Genomic DNA, 22870 nt, shown 5'->3' with positions numbered 1-22870 from the left:
CCAGATTGCCCGAAATTCGTTGTTTCGGAGTAGCGACATGGTTGATCTTCCCAACAAGGCCCGCGTGGTCATCATCGGTGGTGGTGTTATTGGTTGTTCGGTGGCGTATCACCTGACCAAGAAAGGCTGGAAGGACGTTGTTTTGCTGGAGCGCAAGCAGCTGACCTCCGGCACCACTTGGCATGCCGCGGGCCTGATTGCCCAGCTGCGCGCCACCGCCAACATGACCAAACTGGCGAAATACAGCCAAGAGCTCTATGGCTCGCTCGAGGAAGAAACAGGCGTTGCCACCGGGTTCAAACGCTGTGGCTCAATCACCGTTGCCCTTACCGAAGAGCGCAAGGAAGAGATTTATCGCCAGGCCGCGATGGCGCGTGCCTTTGGCGTCGAAGTCGAAGAGATTTCGAACGAACGTGTGGGTGAAATGTATCCGCATCTGAACCTCGAAGACGTCAAGGGCGCGGTGTACCTGCCGCTGGACGGGCAGGGCGATCCAGCCAACATCGCGCTGGCCCTGGCCAAAGGGGCCCGTCAGCGCGGCGGTATCGTCAAGGAACGCGTCAAAGTCACTGATATCGTGAAATCCGGTCGTTCTGTGACCGGAGTAGACTGGGTTGCCGATGACGGCAGCGCGAGCGGTCACATTGAATGTGATATGGTGGTGAACTGCGCCGGTATGTGGGGCCACGAGGTCGGCCGCATGGCGGGCACCAACGTACCGCTTCACGCCTGTGAGCATTTTTATATCGTGACCGAAGCCATCGAAGGGCTGACACAATTGCCGGTTTTGCGGGTGCCGGATGAATGTGCGTATTACAAAGAAGATGCGGGTAAAATGCTGTTGGGTGCGTTTGAACCCAACGCCAAACCCTGGGCGATGAACGGCATTCCGGACACGTTCGAATTTGATCAGCTGCCCGAAGATTTCGATCACTTTGAACCGATTCTGGAAAATGCCTGTAACCGGATGCCGATGCTGGCCGAGGCGGGGATTCACACTTTCTTTAACGGACCTGAATCCTTTACTCCAGATGATGCCTATCACCTGGGCCTCGCACCCGAGATGGACAATGTCTGGGTTGCGGCAGGGTTCAATTCGATCGGGATCCAGTCCGCGGGCGGGGCCGGCATGGCGCTGGCCGAATGGATGGACAGCGGTGAAAAACCGTTTGATCTGGGCGATGTGGATGTGTCCCGCATGCAGCCGTTTCAGGGCAACAAACAGTATCTGTTTGAACGGTCCAAAGAGACCTTGGGCCTGCTTTACGCCGACCATTTCCCCTATCGCCAAAAAGCAACCGCACGCGGCGTGCGCCGCACCCCGTTCCATCACCACCTGATGGAAAACGGTGCGGTGATGGGTGAAATCGCCGGTTGGGAACGTGCCAACTGGTTTGCCAACGAAGGGCAGGAGCGCGAATACCACTACAGCTGGAAGCGTCAGAATTGGTTCGAAAACTCGGCCGCCGAACACCGCGCGGTGCGTGAAAACGTCGGCATGTACGACATGTCGTCGTTCGGCAAACTGCGAGTCGAAGGCCCCGATGCCGAAGCCTTTTTGAATTACATTGGTGGTGGTGATTATTCAGTTCCAATTGGCAAGATCGTCTATACACAGTTCCTGAACAACCGCGGTGGGATCGAGGCAGACGTGACCGTCACCCGCCTGAGTGAAACCGCCTATCTGGTGGTAACACCTGCGGCAACACGTCTGGCGGATCAGACCTGGATGATGCGCAATCAGGGCGACTTCCGCGTGGTGATCACCGATGTGACCGCTGGCGAAGGCTGTCTGGCCGTGATGGGACCCAATGCCCGCGCGTTGTTGGAAAAAGTGTCACCTGCTGACTTCTCGAACGCGACCAACCCATTTGGCACCGCGCAAGAGATCGAGCTGGGTATGGGGTTGGCGCGCGCGCACCGGGTGACCTATGTTGGCGAATTGGGCTGGGAGCTGTATATGTCTTCGGACATGGCTGGCCACGCCTTTGAAACGCTGCACGCGGCCGGTCAGGATATGGGGCTGAAACTGTGCGGCATGCACATGATGGACAGCTGCCGGATCGAAAAGGGGTTCCGCCACTTTGGCCACGACATCACCTGTGAGGATCACGTGGTTGATGCAGGTCTGGGCTTTGCGGTCAAGGTCGACAAGGCCTGTGATTTTATCGGAAAACAGGCTGTGATCGATCGCAAGGCATCCGGCCCAAAGAGCCGTCTGGTCCAATTCAAATTGACCGATGCCGAACCACTGTTGTTCCACAATGAACCGATACTGCGGGATGGTGAATATGTGGGGTACCTCAGCTCGGGCAACTATGGTCACACGCTGGGTGCCGCCATCGGTCTGGGCTATGTCCCCAGCGAAGGCGAAAAGGCAGCCGATGTTTTGGCATCGAGCTATGAGATCGACGTCTGCGGCGTCAAGGTCAAAGCCGAAGCGTCGTTGAAGCCGATGTACGATCCAAAATCCGAACGCGCCAAAGTCTGACCATTTCGGAAACAGGTAAATCGAGGCCCCGGAGAGATGTCTCCGGGGCCTTTTCCTGTGTCCGTGTCAGCCCTCCGATCCATCACGATTTGAAATTTGACAGATCACAGAAAACGAAGTTCCCCGCGCTGTGAAACCTGCCATAAGAGCGGCACAAGGAGTGCCCCCATGACCCCATTAGAAAACCGCGATACACCACAGGGTTTGGCTTTTGCTGTATCGGCCTATGTGATGTGGGGGTTCCTGCCACTGTATCTCAAGCTGTTGGACCATCTCCCTCCAGCCGAAGTCGTTGCGCACCGGGTGATCTGGTCTGTGCCCGTTGCCGGGCTTTTGTTGCTGATCCTGCGCCGGACGCGTGATCTCAAGGCGGCGCTGAAATCACCCAGAACCATGGCAATGGCCTGTCTGACTGCGGCGCTGATTTCGATCAATTGGGGAATCTATGTTTGGGCGATTTCGACGGGACAGACTTTGGATGCGGCCTTGGGGTATTACATAAATCCGCTGTTTAGTGTCTTTTTGGGTTCTGTTCTGTTGCGCGAACGATTGAGCCGATACCAGCTTTTGGCGATCTCTATTGCGGCGCTTGCCGTTCTTATTCTGGCTGTGCAGGCCGGATCCCTCCCGTGGGTGGCGTTGGCATTGATGTTCAGCTGGGGGTTTTATGCGTTTTTCAAGAAATCCCTGCCCATTGGGCCGAACCAGGGTTTCCTGCTTGAGGCGTTGATTCTGCTGATCCCGGGACTTGGGTATGTCGGGTATCTGATGGCGACGGGTACCGGGCATTTTGGTGTAGGTGGGTTTGACACCGCAATGCTGTTAGGATGTGGGGTGGTTACGGCAGTGCCGTTGATCGTTTATGCCAATGGAGCCAAATTACTGCGTCTGACGACCATCGGCATCCTGCAATACATAGCGCCAACCATGATCTTTGCGATTGCTGTTTTTGTCTTTGGCGAAGAGATCGACCCTGCCCGTCGCATTGCCTTTCCGCTGATCTGGCTGGCCCTGGTGGTTTATTCGATTCCCATGGTGAAACAGATGCGACAGGGCGCTGTTCATACAGGGTGATCACAGCGCGAACCGGGAAAGGCCGCGCTGTCGGTGATTTCCCGATGCAGGCGCGCGGCCCATAGCCCATAAGCTGTCGCATTCGGATGATAGCCATCTGTTGCCGCCAGATCCGGATCAGGGGGCAGGTCAAACGGCAAATGTCGCACATATGCGCCGTGATTCTGGACGGTATGCGACAGTGCCTGATCGAGGCGTTTGGACTGCTGTCCCAGAACCCAGGCCAACGGCTGTGGCAAGGCCGGGAAATGCTGCATCGGAGGCACGCCCGAGAGCAGAATTAGCCGTGCGCGAAACTTGCTCCGCAGCAGGGCAATCAACCGATCCTGACAATGGGCAAACCTGCGCGCGGAGGTGCCACGGGTGACATCGTTGACCCCCAGCGCTGCAACCGCGATATCGAACTGTAGGTCGGGCAGGGCCTGCATGCGTGCGACAGCGTCCTGAGTCGTATGCCCTGTTGTCGCTTCGAGCCGCCAGTGCACAGAATGGGTCGAGGCCAATCTGGCGACCAGATGTCCGCAAAGGGCGGTGCTTTGGTGATCTGTTCCCACGCCAGCGGCCGAACTGTCCCCTAGGATCAGCAGGGTCAACTCGGGGCCGGTTCCGGTCCGACCTGACCGAGGCCCCTTGGGTTCTGGCAAAACGGTCGCCTGCGAGCGGACATACAAACCCTGTGCAATCAGCAGGGGCAGCAGGCCCAACCGAATGATCTGGTCGGTTGCAAACACCTTAGGACAGCGCGTCCTTGAATTTCAGAAAACGGGCGTCCGTCATGACCCTTGCATTCATCGCATCCCGCAGAGCACCGACCGATTTGTACGGTCTCATGACCACTTCGAAGTCCTGGATCAACCCGTCTTGGTTCAGGGTAATCAAATCGACGCCAACTGCATCCAGATCGCCGATCTTGCACTGAAATTCCAACGCCCAATCCAAACCCTCGCCCATGACACGGCGGTATCGAAAGTCGGAAAATACCTGAACAACGTGCCCCAGAACCGCTGCCACAGGATCGCGTCCGGTCCAGGTTTTGTAATAGGTTGGCGGCAGGAAACGCACGTCCGGTGCCAAGATCGCCTTGAGCTGATCAGGGTTTCCGGACGCGACTGCGGATTTCATCTGGGTTATGGTCGGGTGCATGGCAGTCTCCTGTGACAGCAGATACAACCAAGGTGAGCCGAGCAGTTTATGCGAGCAAGGGCGACGTCACGGTACCCCTGAATCAGATGCGGCGTTCACAGGCAGATACGCCCCCCAAGGGCTGTTATGCCGTCCGCCGCAATCCAATGTCCGTGTCCGGTGTGGCAAACAACGCTGCGGCGCAGGGAAATCGTGCCAGAATCTCAGCGCCGCCGGGCAGACGTTCAGCGTGAAAATGGCCATTTTCCCACAGTGTTACACGGTCAACTTTGATCGTTGGATCAATCACATTCCAGCTGATTTCTCCCGGTGCATAGGCCCCGCAAGTGTGAAAATGGAGAATCCGGGGGTTTCCGAATGCAGCGCCGCCCCAGCGCTCGTAATTCTCCCGCGCGTCCCACGGGTAACCGCATCCGGGATGAATGCCGGCGTGCCAAGAGTGAACAAAGTTGCGGTCGATGCCAAACATCTTTGCAACAAAATCATAATGCGCTTCCGCTTTGGCGACATCCGTCGGCAACCCGTCGAACCCGGTCAATCGCCCCTCGTGCATCACAGCAAGAAGCGGACCGTCGAATTCAACGGTATAGGGTTCATAGTATTTTGACCCAGTGCCGGTCAAAAAACCGGGCATCGCAATGCGACCTGTGAAACTATGGGCAGGCACCGGAGTAAACACGGACATTGGAAACCGCAGGATCGAAGTATCACCCGAAGGCGCAAGATTCATCTCGGGGCGTCCGCTGACTTGCGTCCCGGCAGGGCAGGACAATTCAACATGTTGCGATGTCGCAAGGGTTTGGTTGACCAGAGATTTCAGCGCCATGAACGCGTCATGATGTCCATTGGAAAACCCGGAGCCAAACAGTTCCTTGGTCACGGCAAAGCTGACGATGACCTTTTTTCCCTGGGGCATTTCCGAGAAGCGCAGCTGATCGCCCAGCCGTGCGAGAAATAGAATGATGTCTGCGCGTTCAAAGGCCTGCAGCAGTGCATCTGATAGATGCGGATTGTCAGGATTGAACCCCACGTCCACGGCTTCCACGGCCAGATCCAAATCCCGTGCAGCGCTGGTTACGACTTGGACCGAATCCGCGTCAAAATAGCCATATTCCGGTGGCTCATAAGCGATCAACAGACGTTCGCCGGCGCGCGCCTGCGCACAGTTCTGCAGCAGGTTTCGAGCACCGTGTTCAGGGGTGATATCAGACATTCCGGCTCCTGTAATGGTAGGTCAGTTTCACCTGTTTCGGTGCACGGAACCATTTGAAACCTGTAATGCAATACATTAGCTTGGCTTATATGATACTCAATCTTCCCTTTACCTCTCTACGGGCCTTTGAGGCAGTTGTCCGCTGTTCCGGGTTCAGCGCCGCAGCCGACGAATTGGGCGTCAGCCAAAGCGCCGTTAGCCAACATGTACGCAGTCTTGAGGGGTGGTTGGGGCAGGACCTGTTGATCCGCGGTGCGCGTAAATCACGCCCAACCGAGGATGGAGTACGGCTGGCTTTGGCGATTTCGGATGGATTGGGGCGTATTTCCGATGTCTGCGGGGATCTGCGCAGTAAGGTGCGCAACAAGAATACGATTGTCATAAATTGCCCGCCCGGGTTTGCCTATATCTGGTTGTTCCCCAGATTGGTTCGCTTTGATCTGGCCCATCCGGATCTCACCATTTCAATTGCGACCGACGCCGGGCATTCCGGATTTTCCACCGGTGCCGCCGACATAGCGATCCGTTATGAATTGGGCGAGACACCCGGGTTTCACGGTCACAAGCTGATGGAGGAAACCCTGTTCCCGGTGTGTGCGCCCAGTCTTGCAAATGGACCCCGGCCCATTCGTCAGGTGGCCGATCTGGCCCATCACACGATCCTCTATGATGACGTGGACCGCTATGGCGCTGACAGCCCCAACTGGACGTTCTGGGCACGGGAATGTGGTATGCATCTCTTTCCCCCGGAACGTACCCGCCGGTTTGGTCAGTCCAACATGGGCGTTCAGGCTGCGATAGATGGAATGGGGGTCGGAATGGGGCGGACACCTTTGGTGAATGATGCGCTGGCTGACGGTCGACTGGTCCGACCGTTTCCCGAGATTGCCAAATCCCGTCTCAGCTATTGGGTGTCTTATCGGTCCGGGACCGAAGGCAATGACAAGATTTCCAGGTTTCTATCTTGGATTGCAGACGAAGCACGCGCCCAGCCTGCAATCACAGATTTGAAAGGTTGACGATCAAATCGCCTGGGCGCGCTGGTCTTCGCGTCCCATTGCGATCAATCGCGGTGTCTTGTCCTGTTCTGACTGAAACTCGGCCTTGCCAGACATGCCACGCCAACCGGATAACAGCAGGCTTTGCGCTACTGCCCCGCCCAGGGTCGTGCCCGGTCCCAGAACAATGAACACGTCAGGCATCAGTTCGCGGGCTGCCGTCCGGATCGCGGCGGTAAAGTCATAGGGTTCCACAACCTGATGGCCCAATGTGTAATCGTACAGCTCAGCCAGGTCACTGGCCCCGCGCTGCCATAGGCCGCCGCGCCCGTCGATCAGTGCCAGATCCGGTTGTCGCAGGAGAGCCCGCCCCAGTCGGGCCTGACCCAGAGCCGAAACCGGCTTTTGCAGATTTGTGTGAAATCCGGCGTGATTGGGCAGGCGCATGGGAAAGCGGTCTTGAACGGGCTCCATTTCAGTCTCGAACGCCTGCAATCCGGCTTCGTCTCCGGCCAGCACCAGCATACCGCCCAGGTCGATTGAAATAGCCAGGCTATGCGCGGCACGGGTATTGATGTCGTCCATTTTGGCCAGGATGGCGTCGCGCGCTCCGGGGATGGGACGCCACTCTTCGTCAACAAAGGGATAGATCAACTGCCCGCCGATCATTTGTTCCTGCATCAGGGTGCCCATTGTGTTGATCACCTCAAGACCGCCCATCGGATCCAGCGCCCCGGCACAGGCCAGCGTGATATACCACCCCATGGAATTTCCGGTGACACCCAAAATGTCGAATCGGTCGCGGTTGATCGCCCGAAAGTCTGCCAGCGCACATGCATAGATCAACGCTGATGCATTGTCGCCCCGTGTGTGCGTCGGACCAGAGAACCGCGCCGCGCCATCCAGATCGGATAGGGTTTTCTGCCCCATCTGGCTGCGATAGGCGTCAAAGTCGCTCAGCATCGCCGCCTGATCCATGTGGTGGCGGCCAAAGTACCCCAATTCTGTTCGGTTATAGGTGCCCCGTCCTGGGGCTACGACGACAGCGGTCTGTTTCATGATGCGTTCCACAGGGTGCGGGCGGCTTCGGTGATCGAGGCGCGCGAGGGCATGGTGGCGGCATAGGCGGGACCCGTGGCAATAAAGCTGTCTTGTGCAGCGATACGGGCGTGGGGCAAATCGGTCTGCTCGTGCAGCATGGCCATCAGAGCCTCGGACTGGCTGCCTGTGGTTCTGCATTCATCAACCACCAGCACCTTTTCAGCACCACCCAGAGCGGCCAGAACCCCCTCCAAAGGCAATGGTGCCAACCAGCGGAGATCAATGATCCGGGTTTCGATCCCTTGCGCCCGCAAGTCGGCAGCGGCCTGTGTGCTCAGATAGCGCCCATTCCCATAGGTCAGGATTGCCAGTGGTCCGTCACCTTCTACCCCGACTTCACCCAACCCGATCCGGCGATCCGGCTCAGGGTATGTGGACAGCCATCCGCCGTCCTTTTCGCCCATCAGGTCGCGCATCGGGTACAGCGCGATGGGCTCCACCATCACCACAACGCGCTGCTCTTCCCGCGCCAGACGTACACATTCGCGCATCATCATCGCGGCGTCGTCACCGCGCGAAGGGCAGGCGATTACCACGCCTGGAATATCGCGCAGCACCGCGAGAGAATTGTCATTGTGGAAATGCCCGCCAAACCCCTTTTGATAGCCAAGGCCCGCAATGCGCATCACCATCGGGTTGGTGAACTGACCATTGGAGAAAAACGACAGGGTTGCCGCCTCACCGCGCAGTTGGTCTTCGGCGTTATGCAGATAGGCCAGAAATTGGATTTCCGGCATTGGGATGAACCCGTTGTGCGCCATGCCGATGGCCAAACCCAGAATTGACTGCTCGTCCAGCAGCGTGTCGATCATCCGGTCAGGACCAAAGCGGTCAACCAGCTTTTGGGTGACACCGTAAACGCCGCCCTTGCGGCCCACATCTTCGCCCATCATGACGATCTCACGATGCTCCAGCATCAGATCGGTCAATGCCCAGTTCAGCAGCTTGTTCATTGGCTGCGGATTGGCCAGCTGTTTGTAATCAGATCCAAAGGCCACAGCGCGGGCATCTTCGGATGGGCCGTTCGACGGTATGCAGTCCCGCATGGGGGGGATGATCGAAGCCATGACATCAGATGCGGTTTTCAGGCGGGGCCGTTTGACCGCTTCTGTGGCCACACGGGTGCATTGATCCTCGGCCTCTTGATAGATTGCCAGAATCTGTTCGGCATTCAGCACCCCCTGTTCGATCAACAGCCGGGCTGAATGCAGCAATGGATCGTCTGCTTCCCAGCCTTCGAACAGCTCCTTGGACAGATAGGCCTGCTGCAAATCCGACCCGGCATGACCGTAAAGCCGCACCAATGTCAGGTGCAGAAAGGCCGGTTTGCGCCGTGTGCGCACATAGTCTGCGGCCTCCTTTGCCACGCGATACGTGTCATACAGATCCAATCCATCGGCATGGAAATATTTAAGCCCGGGTTTGTTTTCATAATTGGCCGCCACCCATCCGCGCGGGGTGCGGGTGGAAATGCCGATGCCGTTGTCTTCGCAGACAAAGAGCAGAGGCAGCGGCACCGATTGATATGACGTCCAGCAGGCCGTGTTGATTGCGCCCTGTGCGGTCGAGTGGTTCGAAGAGGCATCGCCAAAGGAACACATGACAATACTGTCATCCTCCAGCACCCGATGTTCCGGAGTTTGGCGTTTGGCGAGCCCTACGGAATAGGCCGCCCCGACGGCCTTGGGCAGGTGGCTGGCGATGGTCGAGGTCTGTGGCGGTATGTTCAGGGATCTGGAGCCAAGCACCTTGTGGCGCCCACCGGAAATCGGATCCTCGGTCGAGGTCGAAAAGCTGAGCAACATATCCCAGGCGGGGGTGGTGCCAGGTACCTGCGCAGACCGCATGGTCTGAAAGGCTCCATCGCGGTAATGCAGAAATGCCATGTCACTGGGCCGCAATGCCGAGGCCACTGCCGCCATACCTTCATGCCCCGAGGACCCGATGGTGTAATAACCCTGACCGGCGGCCTGCATTTTGCGTGATCGGCGGTCGAGATTTCGGCTCAGGCACTGGGCCCGGAAAATCGCCACGGCGTCCGTGTCGGACAGGGGGCCGGACGGTGCAGCACCAGAGGGGAGATGACCCGTGGTGAGTTTGTCACGAAAGGCCTGATCGACAATGTCGGCACGATCCATGTCTGGTTTCCTTACTTGAGTTCGGCTGTTGCTGCAGCGATCCGGCGCAGACCTTCGCGCAGCTCCGCTTTGGAGTAGGCATAGGACAGGCGGAAGTACCCAGGCAATCCAAAGGCCCGTCCGGGAACCAAGGCCACCAAGGCTTCGTCCAGAAGATAGCTGCAGTAATCCGCGTCGGTTTCGATGGTTTTCCCCTGCGGCGTGACTTGGCCAAAAACGCCGCTACAGGACGGGAAGACATAAAAAGCCCCGGATGGTTCCGGACAGATCAACCCGTCGATCGCATTCAATCCCTGAACAACCAAATCGCGACGGGCACGGAATTCGGTGCTGCGGGTTTCCAAATGGTCCTGTGGGCCGGTCAGAGCCGCGACGCTGGCCGCCTGTGCGACCGAACACGCGCCTGATGTCGATTGCCCCTGGATGGCTGTCATTGCCTTGATCAGCGGCACCGGGCCGATGCCCCAGCCGATGCGCCAACCGGTCATGGCGTAAGCTTTGGATACACCATTGACGATCAGCGTCCGGTCGGCCAGATCGGGGGCGGCGTTGCGAAAACTGGTGAAGGGCACATAAGCAATGTGCTGGTAGATCTCATCCGCCAAAATCCATACATGCGGATAGCGACGTAGCACGTCGGCCAATGCTCTAAGCTGATCGGCCGAATACATGACACCGGATGGGTTTCCCGGTGAATTCAACATCAGCCACCGAGTTTTGTCGGTGATCGCCATTTCTAGCGCTTCGGGTGTCAGGAGAAACCCGGATGACGCCGGGCAGGGGACCGACACCAAAGTTGCCTCACAAAAGTCGATGATGTCCGAGTAGCTGGTCCAATAGGGAGCAGGTACGATCACCTCATCGCCGGGATCCACGGTGGCGAGGAGCGCGTTGGACAGAACCTGTTTGGCACCGGTCGAAATGAGGACCTCTGCCGGGTCAGTTTCAAACCCTGCCTGATCGGCCACCGCCTGACGCAATGCGGGAGTGCCTTGGGTCGAGGTATACGTGGTGTCCCCACGCAATGCCGCCTGATGGGCTGCTTCGATCACGTGAACGGGTGTTGGGAAATCCGGCTCACCAGTTCCAAAAGTCAAAACCGGTTTTCCTGCTGCCCTCAGCGCCTCGGCGGCATCAGAGACATGTGCAATTTCGCTAAGGTTCAGGGCGCTGGCCCGGCGTGATCGGCGGAAGTTGGCGATGTTTGTCATGCTGTTTCGCAATACTTTCTGACGGTTTGAGTCAGCGTATCTTTACTTGACAGGCAAGGAAATCGAAGTTCTGGAATGGATGCATTACAAAATGGAATGACAAATGCCCCGTGCCCGCCGTTTTACCCCACCAATGTCCTGGTTGTCCGCATTTGAAACCGTGGCGCGTTTGGGGTCGGTCACAGGTGCTGCGCGCGAAATGGATCTGACCCAGGGGGCTGTCAGCCGTCAGGTGCAAAAGCTGGAGGATGCGGTGCAAGTGCCGTTGTTTCAGCGCGATCGCAAGCGCATGATGCTCACACCTCAGGGAGCAGCCTATGCCGAACAGGTGCGTGCGGCAGTCAATCAAATCGCTGCCGCGACGATAGCGCTACAGGCGAATCCCTTGGGTGGGGCACTGAATCTGGCCATACTGCCCGCTTTTGGTGCCCATTGGCTGGCACCGCGTCTGCCCGAATTTTTGCAGACCCATCCCGGGATTACCTTGAACCTGGGGACCCGAACCGACCCCTTTGATTTCACGCAAGAGACCTTCCACGGTGCGATTCACTTTGGACAGGATGACTGGCCCGATACCGAAGCGTTGAAACTGTGGGACGAACAGGTTGTGGCGGTCATGTCGCCGGATTTGGAGGTGGCGGACATGGAGTCGCTGTCGCATCTGCCGCGGCTGCAACTGGCGTCGCGCCCTTGGGCCTGGGATCAATGGTTTTCCGCGCAGGGGCTGGTGGCGACAGGGGCTCCGGCCATGGTTCTGGACCAATTCGCAACCATGGCGCAGGCGGCGCAATCGGGTTTGGGGGTGGCGTTGATGCCGGACTATCTGGTGGGCAAGGATCTGCAAGACGGGCGATTGATTGCCATGCCCGGAGCCGCCAGGGTCAGCGTCGGTAGCTATTATCTGGTTTGGCCCCGGGCCGGTCGGGATTATCCGGCATTGCAGGCCTTGCGCGATTGGCTGACCACGTTATGCAAAGAGACATGATGGACTTGCTCGACCGAAAAATAATCGCGGAGTTGCAACGCAATGCCCGCGAATCCACCACCAAGATCGCCACCAAGCTGGGCGTTGCGCGCACCACTGTGCATGAACGTATCAGCCGCATGGAGGACCGTGGCGTCATCGCTGGGTATTCCGTGGTGCTGCAGGAACATCCCGAAGGCCACAAGGTGCAGGTGGTGGTTATGGCCGAGGTCCAGCAAAAAGAAACCCGGCGGATCATCAAGCGGTTGGAAACCTATCCCGAGGTGCGACAATGCCTGTCTATCAACGGTGAGTTTGACCTGATTATCTGTGCCGAAGCCCCGCGGATCGAAGACCTGGATATTCTGGTCGATGAAATCGCGGCGATTCCTGGCGTGGTTCGCACCAATACCAACGTGATTTTTGGCCGACGGATTGACCGCATCTGACGAATTGACGGAAATTTCGTCGAATTGACGAAATGAGGACTCGTTTCGTCAATCTGGTCGCTACAAACTGAACATCTCATCCGCCACCCTTTTTGCAATAAAAGGAGATGTGCGATGCATTGGAACATTTGTGTAGTCGGCGCGGGCAAGATCGGTCAGATGATCGCGACGCTGCTGAAAACGTCGTCCAACTACTCTGTCACTGTGGCGGACCATGATCTGGCCGCGCTGGGCGCGATCAACAAATTGGGGATCGCCACAAAACAGATCGACGCCAAGGATGAGGCAGGGCTGGCCGAAGGGCTAAAGGGATTTGACGCGGTTGTTTCTGCAGCGCCATTCTTTTTGACCCCCGCGATTGCTGCGGCTGCCAAGCGTGCTGGTGCGCATTACTTTGACCTGACCGAAGATGTCGCAGCGACCAATGCGGTACGCGAACTGGCCGCCGACAGCGAAACAGCATTCATGCCGCAATGTGGTCTGGCACCTGGATTTGTCGGTATCGCCGGAGCGGCGCTGGCTGCGGAATTCGATACGCTGGACACCCTGCACATGCGGGTGGGGGCGCTGCCGCTCTATCCGACCAATGCGCTGAAATACAATCTGACCTGGTCGACTGATGGGTTGATCAACGAATACTGCAATTCCTGCGATGCCATTGTGAACGGCAAGCTGGTCAAGACCGCCCCGCTCGAAGACTATGAGATCCTCGGTCACGACGGCGTGGAATACGAATGCTTCAACACTTCGGGCGGTTTGGGCACGTTGCCTGAAACCCTGGATGGCAAGGCGCGCGCGGTATCCTATCGGTCGATCCGCTATCCGGGTCATCGCGACATACTGAAATTGTTGCTCACTGATCTGGGGCTGGAACGGCGTCGCGATCTGCTGAAAGAGATCTTTGAAACCGCGCTGCCCCGTACCGATCAGGATGTGGTTTTGGTCTATTGCACGGCGCGCGGGCAGATCGACGGCCAGCTGCGCGAAAAAAGCCTGATCAATAAATCCTTTGCCCGAACCATCAATGGACAGGTCTGGAGTGCCATTCAGGTGACCACGGCAGCCGGAGTTTTGGGCGTTGTTGACCTGATGCGAACCGGCGGACTGCCCGCGTCCGGATTTGTGCGCCAGGAACAGGTGCAGCTCTCGACCTTCCTGGAAACCGAATTTGGCCAGCTGTACCGCGCTGGCGACATCACCCAACTGAACAAGGCGGCCTGAGACATGAAAGATACAGTCATAACACCACACACCCTTTTTGCAAATCTGGGCCTGACCGAGGCCGAACTTACAGGCGGCACGCTGACCGTGCATTCGCCCATCGACGGGCGCGCATTGGCGGATCTCCACGAAACGCCTGCGTCCGACATGGATGCAATTCTGGCGCGCTCCAAGGCCGCGTTCAAGGCATGGCGCATCGTCCCGGCACCGCGCCGCGGAGAGCTGATCCGCCTGCTGGGCGAAGAGTTGCGCGCCGCCAAAGATGACCTGGGAGCCCTGGTTAGCTGGGAGGCCGGCAAGATCACGTCCGAAGGCCTGGGCGAAGTGCAGGAGATGATCGACATCTGTGACTTTGCCGTCGGTCTGTCGCGCCAGCTGTATGGCCTGACCATCGCCAGCGAACGTCCCGGCCATCGGATGATGGAAACCTGGCAACCGGCCGGTCCGGTTGGTGTGATTTCGGCCTTTAACTTCCCGGTTGCGGTCTGGTCGTGGAATGCGGCGCTGGCGCTGGTCTGTGGCGATCCGGTGATCTGGAAACCCTCCGAGAAATCACCCCTGACCGCCCTGGCCTGCCAAAAGATCTTTGATCGTGCTCTGGTGCGGTTCGGGGATGCGCCGGATGGGTTGTTGCAAACTCTGATCGGTGGGGCGGACCTGGGCAAGTCGCTGGTTGCGAGCGAAGATGTCCCGATCATTTCGGCAACCGGTTCGACCCGGATGGGCCGTGCAGTGGCACCGGTTGTGGCGGAACGATTTGGCAAATGTATTCTGGAATTGGGCGGCAACAATGCGATGATCGTCGGCCCCTCGGCAGATCTGGAAATGGCCGTGCGGGCCATCGTGTTCTCGGCTGTCGGCACCGCCGGTCAGCGCTGCACCACCCTGCGCCGTCTGATCGTGCATAATTCCATCCGTGAGGACCTGGTTGCACGCTTGAAAAAGGCCTATGCTGGCCTGCCCGTTGGAAACCCGTTGGAAGAGGGTACCCTGGTCGGTCCCTTGGTTGATGCAGAGGCCGGCGCGGCCATGACGGCGGCGCTGGACGCGGCCCGTGTCGAAGGCGGCACCGTTCATGGTGGCAATCGCGTTACCAAAGGCGTGCCAGCCAATGGTGTCTACATGGAACCGGCGATCGTTGAAATGCCGGGTCAAAGCGCGACGGTCAAAGCCGAGACCTTTGCCCCGATCCTTTATGTGTTGGGGTATGACGACTTCGCGCACGCGCTGGATCTGCAAAATGACGTGCCGCAGGGTCTCAGCTCCTGTGTGTTCACCCTGAACATGCGCGAAGCCGAAGAGTTCCTGTCTCCGGCTGGTTCGGACTGTGGTATCGCCAATGTCAACATTGGCCCGTCTGGTGCAGAAATCGGTGGTGCCTTTGGCGGCGAGAAGGAAACCGGAGGCGGACGTGAAAGCGGTTCGGATGCTTGGAAATCGTATATGCGTCGCCAGACAAATACGGTGAATTATTCAGCAGAATTACCCTTGGCGCAGGGTGTCAAATTTGACATCTGAAACACAGCGAACACAGCCCATCTGGGTTGAATGAGCTTTACCTCGTAAATGCTGCCGTCCTGATTCCATCGGGGCGGCAGTTATTTTTTGGGAGGCGGTAGCGGTAACCCAGCGCCTCTTTTGGAGGCACTGCCAGGCCCAACGGTTTTGATTGCATCGCAGATGCGCGAAAAACGGGCGGGAGCACCACCAGCCGGTCTGCGCCGACTTAAAAGTCCAGACCTAGGTCCACGGTCTGTGCCGAATGGGTCAACGCGCCAGAGGAAATATAGTCGACGCCAGTCGCTGCAATCGACGCGATCCGCTCCAGCGTCACATTGCCCGAGGCTTCGGTGATGATCCGGCCTTGTACCATATCCACAGCGCGCGCCAGGGTATCATTGTTCATGTTGTCCAGCAAAACCACGTCCGCCCCGCCCACGGTCAAAACGTCTTCCAACTGATCCAGCCGATCCACCTCGATCTCGACTTTCATCATATGCGACGCATTGGCTTTGACGGCTTCCAGCACCGCCTGCACGCCGCCAGCGGCAGCAATGTGGTTGTCCTTGATCAGGATCGCATCCGAAAGGGAATAACGGTGGTTGAAACCACCGCCATGCAGAACGGCCTGTTTCTCGACAAGCCGCAACCCGGGCGTGGTCTTGCGCGTGCATGTGATGCGGGTTTTTGTACCCGCCGCAGCGGTTACAAAGGCGGCAGTCTTGGTCGCAATTCCGGTCAGTCGACCGGCAAAGTTCAAGGCAACCCGCTCTCCCATCAGGATCGACGCCGCCGATCCTGAGATGGTCATCAGGGTCTCGCCCTTGTGCGCCGTTTCCCCGTCACCGATCAGGGTCTTTACGTCCAGCGTCGGATCAACCAGACCAAATGCGATCCGCGCAATCTGCATGCCGGACACCACCGCATCGGCGCGGGCGTTCAATCGAGCGACATAAGTCACGTCGCCGGGAACGACAGATCGCGTGGTGATATCCCCATAGCTGCCCAGATCTTCCATCAGCGCGTTGCGCACCAAGGGTTCCAGGATCAGATCGGGAAGAGAGGCATTGCTTATCCGGGGGCTCATTTGAATTCACTCACGATTTGGGCGCGCAATTGCAGCGCCTCAGACAGGGTCAGGCGCGATCGTTGGCCGGGACCGGTCGCGGCATCGGGAAAATCGGTGCGGGCATGGGCACCGCGGCTTTCTTCGCGTTGCAAGGCACAGGCAGCAATCATTGTCGCCGTTGCGCACATATTGAGAAAGCTCTCGCAATGGTCGTTTTCGGCCTCCAGCTGCGCGATCCTGAACAGCGCGGTCTTCAGGCCGGCGGCGTCGCGTAGAACACCAACATGGGTCGTCATTGTTTGACGCAGGGCGGTTACGGCCTCGGGGGAAACCGGGTCGCCACCGGGTGGGAACTGCAAATCAATCGGGTTGCACTTTTCTGGTGGCAGGTTTTGTACAATGTCAAACGCGCAGATCCGGGCATAGACCAGCGCCTCCAACAAACCATTCGAGGCCAGTCGATTTGCTCCATGCAGCCCGGTCGAGGACGCTTCGCCACATACCCATAGGTTTTTCAACCCGGAATGCCCGTTTTGGTCCGTTGCAATCCCGCCCATATGATAATGCGCAGCAGCGGCGACGGGGATCGTGTCCGCCACCGGGTCCACCCCGCCTCGACGACAGGCTTCGGCGACAGACGGAAAGTTTTCCAGAAGTGCAGCTCCCAAAGCTGCCCGCGTATCCAGCGATGGCCGATGTCCTGCCTGGGTTTGGGCAAAAATCGCCCGGGCCACCACATCCCGTGGGGCCAGTTCGGCATCAGGGTGTTGGGTCAACATGAACCGCTCTCCCAGGGCATTCACCAAAACGGCCCCTTCGCCGCGCAGCGCTTCGGTGGCCAACGGGGCGGGGTCTTCGCCAACGTCGATGGCGGTGGGATGGAACTGCACAAATTCGGCATCGGCAATGTCGGCCCCGGCGCGGGCAGCCATGCCAATCACCTGTCCGCGGATACGCGGCGGGTTGGTGGTCAGCGCATATAATCCGCCCGAGCCGCCCCCGGCCAACAGATAGGATGAACCGCGCAGCATCAACGGAGCTGATCCTTCGGGGGCCGAAGATTGCAGCACAACGCCGTCCACTGTGCCAGCCGTTTGTGACAACCGGACGGCCATTGCCCCTTCGAGCACCTGAACCGACGGCGTAGCTCGCACCTCGGCGATCAGCGCGGCCATGATTTCGGCACCGGCCTGATCGCCCTTGACCCGCACAACACGGGCAAAGCTGTGCGCTGCTTCGCGCGAGAGCACGTAGCCACCGTTTTTGGTACGGTCAAAGGGTGTGCCCAATGTCGTCAGTTGCAGAATGTGTTCGCGGGCGGCTTGGGTGACCATATGAGCCACGTCCAGATCCACCGTACCGGCACCTGCACGTTGGGTGTCTGCGGCATGGGCTTCGGGGCTGTCTGCCTGATCCATGGCGGCGGCCACACCGCCTTGCGCCCAGGCCGAGCTGGCACCTTCACCAAGTGGGTCAGGTGAGATCAGAACCACCGGATGCGGTGCTAGCATCAGCGCTGCATATAATGCACCCAGCCCGGCGCCGACGATCACGACACGTCCGGTGGTGATCTCTCGCATTCGGATATCCTCAGATGCCCAGCTGGCGGCTGAGGTCGATCATGCGTTGTACGGACAGGCGGGCTTTGGCGGCTACAGTCGGGTCGACTTCGACTTGGTTGTCCATGGTGTGCAGCACCCACAGGACTTTTTCCAGAGTGATCTTTTTCATGTAAGGGCACATGTTGCACGGGCCGACAAATTCGACCTCGGGCAGAGAATCCGCGATATTCGACGCCATTGAGCATTCGGTGATCAACAGGGCCTTTTCCGGCTTTTCTTCGGTGACATATTTCAGAATGCCACTTGTCGAACCCGAGAAATCCGCCTCGGCCACCACATCAGGGGGGCATTCAGGGTGGGCGATCAGGCGGGTGCCGGGGTTCCATTCGCGGAAATCGCGCAGATCCTGAGGGCTGTATTGTTCATGTACGATGCACGAGCCTTCCCACCAGACGACGTTCTTTTGTGGAACATCCTTGGCCACGTTTTGGGCCAGGTATTGGTCGGGCGTCATGATGACCGTGTGGCTCTCCTGCGCGGCCACGATCTGGGCAGCGTTCGAAGAGGTGCAGCAGATGTCAGAGGCGGCTTTGACCTCGGCCGTGGTGTTGACATAGGACACGACAGGCGCACCGGGATAACGGCGGCGCATCTCATCGACGCCCTCGGCGGTGATGGATTCGGCCAGCGAGCATCCGGCTTCCATATCCGGCATCAGCACGGTTTTTTCAGGGCTCAGGATCTTCGACGTTTCGGCCATGAAATGCACACCACATTGCACGATCACATCGGCGTCGACTTCGGTGGCCTTGATCGCCAGTTGCAGGCTGTCACCGACGAAATCTGACACGCCGTGAAAAATTTCGGGCGTCATATAGTTATGACCCAAAATCACTGCGTTGCGCTCGGCTTTGAGGCTGTTGATCGCTTTGACATAGGGCGCATAGATCGCCCAGTCGGATGGCGGAACAACCCGATTCATCCGGTCATAAGTCTCGCTCATCGACGCGGCGAGCTCGGGCGAAGGGGTGAGGTCGTAATGATCCGCAAGGGTGGCACGGATATTTGTCAGGTCGAGCAACGGCTGGATCCCCGCAAACTTGAAGGTGGGCGATTGAATAGAGGAATTGGTGCCTTAGGGCCAGTGGAAAGAGCGTTTTCTTTCAACGGTTTGATTTGATCCTCTGGTCAAATCTTCTGTGTTAGCGGGAACAGGGTGACGTCTGGTCCAGTGTCCTGTGATTTTCTTGAACTGTTTCAATCTGATGGGTGGTCAAAGGCGGCCGAAGGCATCGTGTTTTTTGACCCGGTTCCAGATGATTTCATGGTCGAATTTCTTCAGATTTTCCATTCGATTTGGGTATTTCCAGCACGCAGACAAGGGAATCGCCTGTTCCGTTTCGTCGCAGTGGTTTCATTTGATTGCCTGTTCGATCTGATGGGCAAAGCGCAACAGCCGTGCATCAGACCCCTTGGGGCCGGTGATGTGCAACCCAACAGGCATCCCGTCCGAAGATTTCCCGAATGGGATCGAAATCGACGGCAGCTCCAACACCGGAGTCAGCGTGACGGTGCGCCAATCTTCGGTAATTTCACGATCCCCAAGATCAGCGGAAAAGGGCAGTCCTGTTGCCGTTGGCCACAGAGCAAAGTCGTAACGGTCAAAGAATGCAACAGTTTCGGTCCAGATTCTGGCCCTCACGGACTGATATGCGACAAAATCCGCCAGGCTCAATCCGTCGCCCGACGCGCAGGCTGTGCGAAAACTTTCCCCGGACAGCGACATGTCGGGGTCCAATGCTGCGCGGACCCCCAAGGCGGATAGCCCGCGGGTCAAATGGGCAAAATCGTGCAACGGGGCCAGATCGGGCGCGGCATCTGCGACCTGCCAGCCCAGCGACTCGCATAGGGCTGGAACCGGGGCGAGCGCAGAAAGTATTGATGCGTGCGGGGATGTGCCGAACGGGGCGGCACAAAAGGCCAACCGCCCAGCGGGGAAAGGCATGTCGAGCGCCGACACCTGCGGGACGTCCTGCCAGAACCCCAATGGCTGACGGGCGTCATTGCCAGCCATGACCGACAGCATCAGCGTCAGATCGGCAACATTGCGCGCCATTGGGCCAGGGACGGACAGCCCGTCGAAGGGGACCGGGTTGGGATCGTGCGGAACAAGGCCTGAGGTTGGCCTGTAACCGACCACACCGCACCAGGCAGCGGGTGTGCGCAGACTGCCGCCCAGATCAGAGCCATCTGCCAGCGGAACCATATGCGCCGCCAACGCCGCCGCTGCCCCGCCTGAGCTGCCTGCCACAGTGCGTGTCGGGTTCAACGGGTTGCGGGTGGTCCCGGAAACCAGGTTGGACGTTTGCCCGGAAAAGGCAAACTCCGGGGTATTTGTTTTGCCGATGATAACCGCACCTGCGGCGCGTAGGCGGGCAACATGCAGGGCGTCAAAGTCGGGGGTGTAGGTCGCAAAACTGTGCGATCCCCAGGTTGTGCGAAGCCCCTTTGTTTCAAAGACGTCCTTGATGGCGATAGGTATACCATGCAGCACCCCCAAAGGGGCACCCGCATCCGCCTGTCGATCCAGCTCTGCTGCCTGGGCAAAACCCGCGTCCCAATCGAGCGTGACAAAGGCGTTAACCTCGCGTTCCCGTGTGTTGACCTGGCGCTGATGCGCTCGAAGAGCGTCAGTCGCTGTGATCGTCCGCTGGTGCAAGCGATGGGACAATGCGCGGGCATCTAGAAAGGGAATTTCCGTCATGAAAGCGGCCTCGGGCGAGAGTATGTGTCCGATCAGATTAGGAAACTGTTTCGCCTGCCACAGGTCGAAAACGTCCAAAACTGGGTCCAGCCGCGACTCATGGGCAAAATTCTTGCCAAGAATTTGTCCAAGAAAATTGGAATTTTCTTTGTTTCGAGTGTGGACCGGTCAGAGCGGTATGCTACCCATCTTTCCTTCTCCACGCTCGCGTGCCAGGGTCATCTGTTTCTGGCGTTCGCGGAACCGATTCTTGTCCTGGTCCGAGGTTTCTTCGATGCATTGATGACAGCTCACCCCCTGTTCGAATTCGGGGCGCTCGGTGTCCTGTGGCAACAGCGGGCGACGGCATCCATGACACAGGACGTGCGGACCTTCTTTCAGCCCATGGCCAACAGACACCCGGTTGTCGAACACAAAACACTCCCCTTCCCATGTGCTGTTCTCGGCAGGGACCTCTTCGAGGTAACGCAGAATGCCACCTTTCAGGTGGTAGACATCTTCGACACCTTGTCCCAGTAGGAAGTTGGTCGATTTCTCGCAGCGAATTCCACCCGTGCAAAACATTGCGACGCGCTTGTTGTGAAACCGGTCCTTGTTGTTCTCCCACCAGGTGGGAAATTCTCCAAAACTCTTGGTTTCGGGATCGACTGCACCCTGAAACGTCCCAATAGCTATTTCGTAGTCGTTGCGGGTATCAATCACGACCACGTCGTCCGAAGCGATGAGGTCATTCCAATTCTCTGGCGTGACGTAATGGCCGACAGTGGCGCGCGGATCGACATCCGGCTGCCCCATGGTGACGATTTCCTTTTTCAACCGCACCTTCATCTTGCCAAAGGGGGGATGGTCCGATGTTGCCTCTTTCCATTCCAGACCGGCACAGCCGGGCAATGACCGGATGTGTGCCAGAACAGCATCGATTCCGGCCCGGGTCCCGGCGATGGTTCCATTGATCCCTTCATGCGCCAACAGCAATGATCCCGTGACACCGTGATGGTTGCACAGGTCCAACAGATTTGGTTTCAATGCGGCAGGCTCCGCAAACCGGGTAAAGTGATACAGGGCAGCAATGGTGAACATAACGCGGCATTAGACCGCCTGCCCCTGATTTTCAAGGGGCCTCGGATCTGTCCAAATGTGCCTGCAGGCGGTTTCCAAGCCTGGTCTCAGCGATTAAACACAGAAAGGGTCACATTGGGAGAGACCATGACAAGCGCGCTGATCGTGATCGATGTCCAAAACGATTTTTGCCCGGGTGGTGCACTGGCCGTGCCGGATGGCGATGCCGTGGTTCCTGTCATAAATGACATGATTGCCCGCTGGCAGACCGTGATCCTGACACAAGATTGGCATCACGCAGGACATTCGTCATTTGCTTCGCAACATCCCGGAACATCTCCGTTTGAAACCATGCCAATGCCCTATGGGGAACAGGTTCTGTGGCCGGATCACTGCATCCAGGGGACCCGCGGTGCAGCCTTTCACACGGACCTGAACACCAATGCGGATCTGATTCTTCGCAAAGGGTTTCGACCCGAAATCGATAGCTATTCCGCCCTGTTCGAAAATGATCGAACAACGGCGACAGGTCTGGACGGGTATCTGCGCGACCGGGCAATTCACAGTCTGACACTGGTTGGGCTGGCAACAGATTTCTGTGTGTTTTTCTCGGCCATGGATGCAAAGCGATTGGGGTATGATGTGTCCGTGGATTTGGCGGGATGCCGGGGAATCGATCTGAACGGGTCACTGGAGGCGGCGTTGCAAACGATGCGCGCGGCCGAGGTGACGCTGATTTGAGTCAGCTGGTTGCTTTTTGTTAACTGGATGGGCCTACGACTTTTGGGGGTAAGGTTCGCCCAAAGGTTTCATAATGCAGACAGCGCAGGCAGGGCAAGCAAACGGATCGGGTCCTGACACCCGGCCTTTTGGGTCGGCCGCCTTGTTTCGAAGCTATGCTGTCTCCCGCACG

The 22870-nt window shown here is 58.1% G+C and carries 19 protein-coding genes; 8 read left to right on the top strand and 11 right to left on the bottom strand.

The genetic code is table 11. From position 1 onward, the window contains the following. Positions 1–37: 37 nt before the first annotated feature. Positions 38–2491, top strand: a complete 2454-nt coding sequence (locus tag QEZ52_RS19795) for an FAD-dependent oxidoreductase (RefSeq protein WP_406646439.1) — start codon at positions 38–40, stop codon at positions 2489–2491. A 168-nt stretch (positions 2492–2659) separates the two neighbouring features. After that, positions 2660–3565, top strand: a complete 906-nt coding sequence (gene rarD / locus QEZ52_RS19790; protein ID WP_406646437.1) for an EamA family transporter RarD — start codon at positions 2660–2662, stop codon at positions 3563–3565. On the opposite strand, the gene QEZ52_RS19785 is transcribed toward rarD, so the two are convergent. The 3 genes from QEZ52_RS19785 to QEZ52_RS19775 all read right to left on the bottom strand — a co-directional run bounded on the left by QEZ52_RS19785 (position 3553) and on the right by QEZ52_RS19775 (position 5921). Continuing rightward, positions 3553–4296: an SGNH/GDSL hydrolase family protein gene (locus QEZ52_RS19785; protein WP_406646435.1), complete on the bottom strand. Its 744-nt coding sequence runs from the start codon at positions 4294–4296 to the stop codon at positions 3553–3555. The genes rarD and QEZ52_RS19785 overlap by 13 nt on opposite strands. A gap of 1 nt (position 4297) precedes the next feature. After that, positions 4298–4708 carry a nuclear transport factor 2 family protein gene (locus QEZ52_RS19780; protein ID WP_406646433.1) on the bottom strand — a complete coding sequence of 137 codons (411 nt, stop codon included), beginning with the start codon at positions 4706–4708 and terminating at the stop codon, positions 4298–4300. 124 nt (positions 4709–4832) lie between these two features. Further along, positions 4833–5921 carry a hypothetical protein gene (locus QEZ52_RS19775; protein ID WP_406646431.1) on the bottom strand — a complete coding sequence of 363 codons (1089 nt, stop codon included), beginning with the start codon at positions 5919–5921 and terminating at the stop codon, positions 4833–4835. 65 nt (positions 5922–5986) lie between these two features. Between QEZ52_RS19775 and QEZ52_RS19770 the strand changes: the two genes are divergently transcribed. Next, positions 5987–6940, top strand: a complete 954-nt coding sequence (locus QEZ52_RS19770) for a LysR substrate-binding domain-containing protein (RefSeq protein WP_406646429.1) — start codon at positions 5987–5989, stop codon at positions 6938–6940. Positions 6941–6943: 3 nt separating this feature from the next. Here the strand turns inward: QEZ52_RS19770 and QEZ52_RS19765 are convergent, their stop codons facing one another. From QEZ52_RS19765 to QEZ52_RS19755, 3 genes are read right to left on the bottom strand one after another with little or no spacing between them, the layout of a single operon-like run. Continuing rightward, on the bottom strand, positions 6944–7978 hold the full coding sequence (locus QEZ52_RS19765; protein ID WP_406646427.1) for an ACP S-malonyltransferase: 1035 nt from the start codon (positions 7976–7978) through the stop codon (positions 6944–6946). Then, positions 7975–10158, bottom strand: coding sequence for a dehydrogenase E1 component subunit alpha/beta (locus QEZ52_RS19760; protein ID WP_406646426.1), 2184 nt, complete (start codon positions 10156–10158; stop codon positions 7975–7977). The genes QEZ52_RS19765 and QEZ52_RS19760 overlap by 4 nt, the downstream gene beginning before the upstream one ends. A gap of 11 nt (positions 10159–10169) precedes the next feature. Next, positions 10170–11369, bottom strand: a complete 1200-nt coding sequence (locus QEZ52_RS19755) for a pyridoxal phosphate-dependent aminotransferase (protein WP_406646424.1) — start codon at positions 11367–11369, stop codon at positions 10170–10172. Between the two features lie 103 nt (positions 11370–11472). Between QEZ52_RS19755 and QEZ52_RS19750 the strand changes: the two genes are divergently transcribed. The 4 genes from QEZ52_RS19750 to QEZ52_RS19735 all read left to right on the top strand — a co-directional run bounded on the left by QEZ52_RS19750 (position 11473) and on the right by QEZ52_RS19735 (position 15521). Next, complete coding sequence (locus QEZ52_RS19750; protein WP_406646422.1) at positions 11473–12354, top strand: LysR family transcriptional regulator; 882 nt, start codon at positions 11473–11475, stop codon at positions 12352–12354. Then, entirely contained in the window at positions 12351–12782 is a 432-nt protein-coding gene (locus QEZ52_RS19745; RefSeq protein WP_406646420.1) for an Lrp/AsnC family transcriptional regulator, read from the top strand. The genes QEZ52_RS19750 and QEZ52_RS19745 overlap by 4 nt, the downstream gene beginning before the upstream one ends. Before the next feature lie 114 nt (positions 12783–12896). Next, positions 12897–14003 carry a saccharopine dehydrogenase family protein gene (locus QEZ52_RS19740; protein ID WP_406646417.1) on the top strand — a complete coding sequence of 369 codons (1107 nt, stop codon included), beginning with the start codon at positions 12897–12899 and terminating at the stop codon, positions 14001–14003. 3 nt (positions 14004–14006) lie between these two features. Further along, positions 14007–15521, top strand: a complete 1515-nt coding sequence (locus QEZ52_RS19735; protein ID WP_406646415.1) for an aldehyde dehydrogenase family protein — start codon at positions 14007–14009, stop codon at positions 15519–15521. A 208-nt stretch (positions 15522–15729) separates the two neighbouring features. Here QEZ52_RS19735 and nadC read toward each other — a convergent pair whose 3' ends face one another. The 5 genes from nadC to QEZ52_RS19710 form a co-directional block, all read right to left on the bottom strand. Continuing rightward, positions 15730–16590: a carboxylating nicotinate-nucleotide diphosphorylase gene (gene nadC, locus QEZ52_RS19730; RefSeq protein ID WP_406646413.1), complete on the bottom strand. Its 861-nt coding sequence runs from the start codon at positions 16588–16590 to the stop codon at positions 15730–15732. Next, positions 16587–18152, bottom strand: a complete 1566-nt coding sequence (locus QEZ52_RS19725) for an L-aspartate oxidase (RefSeq protein ID WP_406646411.1) — start codon at positions 18150–18152, stop codon at positions 16587–16589. Before QEZ52_RS19725 ends, nadC begins: the two co-directional genes overlap by 4 nt. Before the next feature lie 10 nt (positions 18153–18162). Continuing rightward, entirely contained in the window at positions 18163–19215 is a 1053-nt protein-coding gene (gene nadA, locus QEZ52_RS19720; RefSeq protein ID WP_406646409.1) for a quinolinate synthase, read from the bottom strand. Between the two features lie 333 nt (positions 19216–19548). Further along, the gene (locus tag QEZ52_RS19715) at positions 19549–20898 is read right to left on the bottom strand and encodes an amidase (RefSeq protein ID WP_406646407.1); all 1350 of its coding nucleotides are present in this window, start codon (positions 20896–20898) and stop codon (positions 19549–19551) included. Positions 20899–21066: 168 nt separating this feature from the next. After that, a complete protein-coding gene (locus QEZ52_RS19710; protein ID WP_406646405.1) occupies positions 21067–21978 on the bottom strand; it encodes a rhodanese-related sulfurtransferase in 912 nt (303 codons plus the stop codon). A gap of 126 nt (positions 21979–22104) precedes the next feature. Between QEZ52_RS19710 and pncA the strand changes: the two genes are divergently transcribed. Then, the gene (gene pncA / locus QEZ52_RS19705; RefSeq protein WP_406646403.1) at positions 22105–22698 is read left to right on the top strand and encodes a bifunctional nicotinamidase/pyrazinamidase; all 594 of its coding nucleotides are present in this window, start codon (positions 22105–22107) and stop codon (positions 22696–22698) included. Positions 22699–22870 lie beyond the last annotated feature (172 nt).

The sequence above is a fragment of the Aliisedimentitalea scapharcae genome (genome assembly GCF_045277565.1).
Lineage (GTDB): Bacteria > Pseudomonadota > Alphaproteobacteria > Rhodobacterales > Rhodobacteraceae > Aliisedimentitalea > Aliisedimentitalea scapharcae.
Note: the sequence above shows the minus strand (reverse complement) of the source record. Positions and strands in the feature narration are given on the sequence as shown.

What these genes read in the sequence shown, in the direction of transcription:
- QEZ52_RS19775 (WP_406646431.1), bottom strand. Translation starts at nt 5,921, where the DNA reads ATGTCTGATATCACCCCTGAACACGGTGCTCGAAACCTGCTGCAGAAC.
- nadC (WP_406646413.1), bottom strand. Translation starts at nt 16,590, where the DNA reads ATGAGCCCCCGGATAAGCAATGCCTCTCTTCCCGATCTGATCCTGGAA.
- QEZ52_RS19745 (WP_406646420.1), top strand. Translation starts at nt 12,351, where the DNA reads ATGATGGACTTGCTCGACCGAAAAATAATCGCGGAGTTGCAACGCAAT.
- pncA (WP_406646403.1), top strand. Translation starts at nt 22,105, where the DNA reads ATGACAAGCGCGCTGATCGTGATCGATGTCCAAAACGATTTTTGCCCG.
- QEZ52_RS19710 (WP_406646405.1), bottom strand. Translation starts at nt 21,978, where the DNA reads ATGTTCACCATTGCTGCCCTGTATCACTTTACCCGGTTTGCGGAGCCT.
- QEZ52_RS19760 (WP_406646426.1), bottom strand. Translation starts at nt 10,158, where the DNA reads ATGGATCGTGCCGACATTGTCGATCAGGCCTTTCGTGACAAACTCACC.
- QEZ52_RS19795 (WP_406646439.1), top strand. Translation starts at nt 38, where the DNA reads ATGGTTGATCTTCCCAACAAGGCCCGCGTGGTCATCATCGGTGGTGGT.
- QEZ52_RS19780 (WP_406646433.1), bottom strand. Translation starts at nt 4,708, where the DNA reads ATGCACCCGACCATAACCCAGATGAAATCCGCAGTCGCGTCCGGAAAC.
- rarD (WP_406646437.1), top strand. Translation starts at nt 2,660, where the DNA reads ATGACCCCATTAGAAAACCGCGATACACCACAGGGTTTGGCTTTTGCT.
- QEZ52_RS19765 (WP_406646427.1), bottom strand. Translation starts at nt 7,978, where the DNA reads ATGAAACAGACCGCTGTCGTCGTAGCCCCAGGACGGGGCACCTATAAC.
- QEZ52_RS19750 (WP_406646422.1), top strand. Translation starts at nt 11,473, where the DNA reads ATGCCCCGTGCCCGCCGTTTTACCCCACCAATGTCCTGGTTGTCCGCA.
- QEZ52_RS19755 (WP_406646424.1), bottom strand. Translation starts at nt 11,369, where the DNA reads ATGACAAACATCGCCAACTTCCGCCGATCACGCCGGGCCAGCGCCCTG.
- QEZ52_RS19740 (WP_406646417.1), top strand. Translation starts at nt 12,897, where the DNA reads ATGCATTGGAACATTTGTGTAGTCGGCGCGGGCAAGATCGGTCAGATG.
- QEZ52_RS19770 (WP_406646429.1), top strand. Translation starts at nt 5,987, where the DNA reads ATGCAATACATTAGCTTGGCTTATATGATACTCAATCTTCCCTTTACC.
- QEZ52_RS19735 (WP_406646415.1), top strand. Translation starts at nt 14,007, where the DNA reads ATGAAAGATACAGTCATAACACCACACACCCTTTTTGCAAATCTGGGC.
- QEZ52_RS19725 (WP_406646411.1), bottom strand. Translation starts at nt 18,152, where the DNA reads ATGCGAGAGATCACCACCGGACGTGTCGTGATCGTCGGCGCCGGGCTG.
- QEZ52_RS19715 (WP_406646407.1), bottom strand. Translation starts at nt 20,898, where the DNA reads ATGACGGAAATTCCCTTTCTAGATGCCCGCGCATTGTCCCATCGCTTG.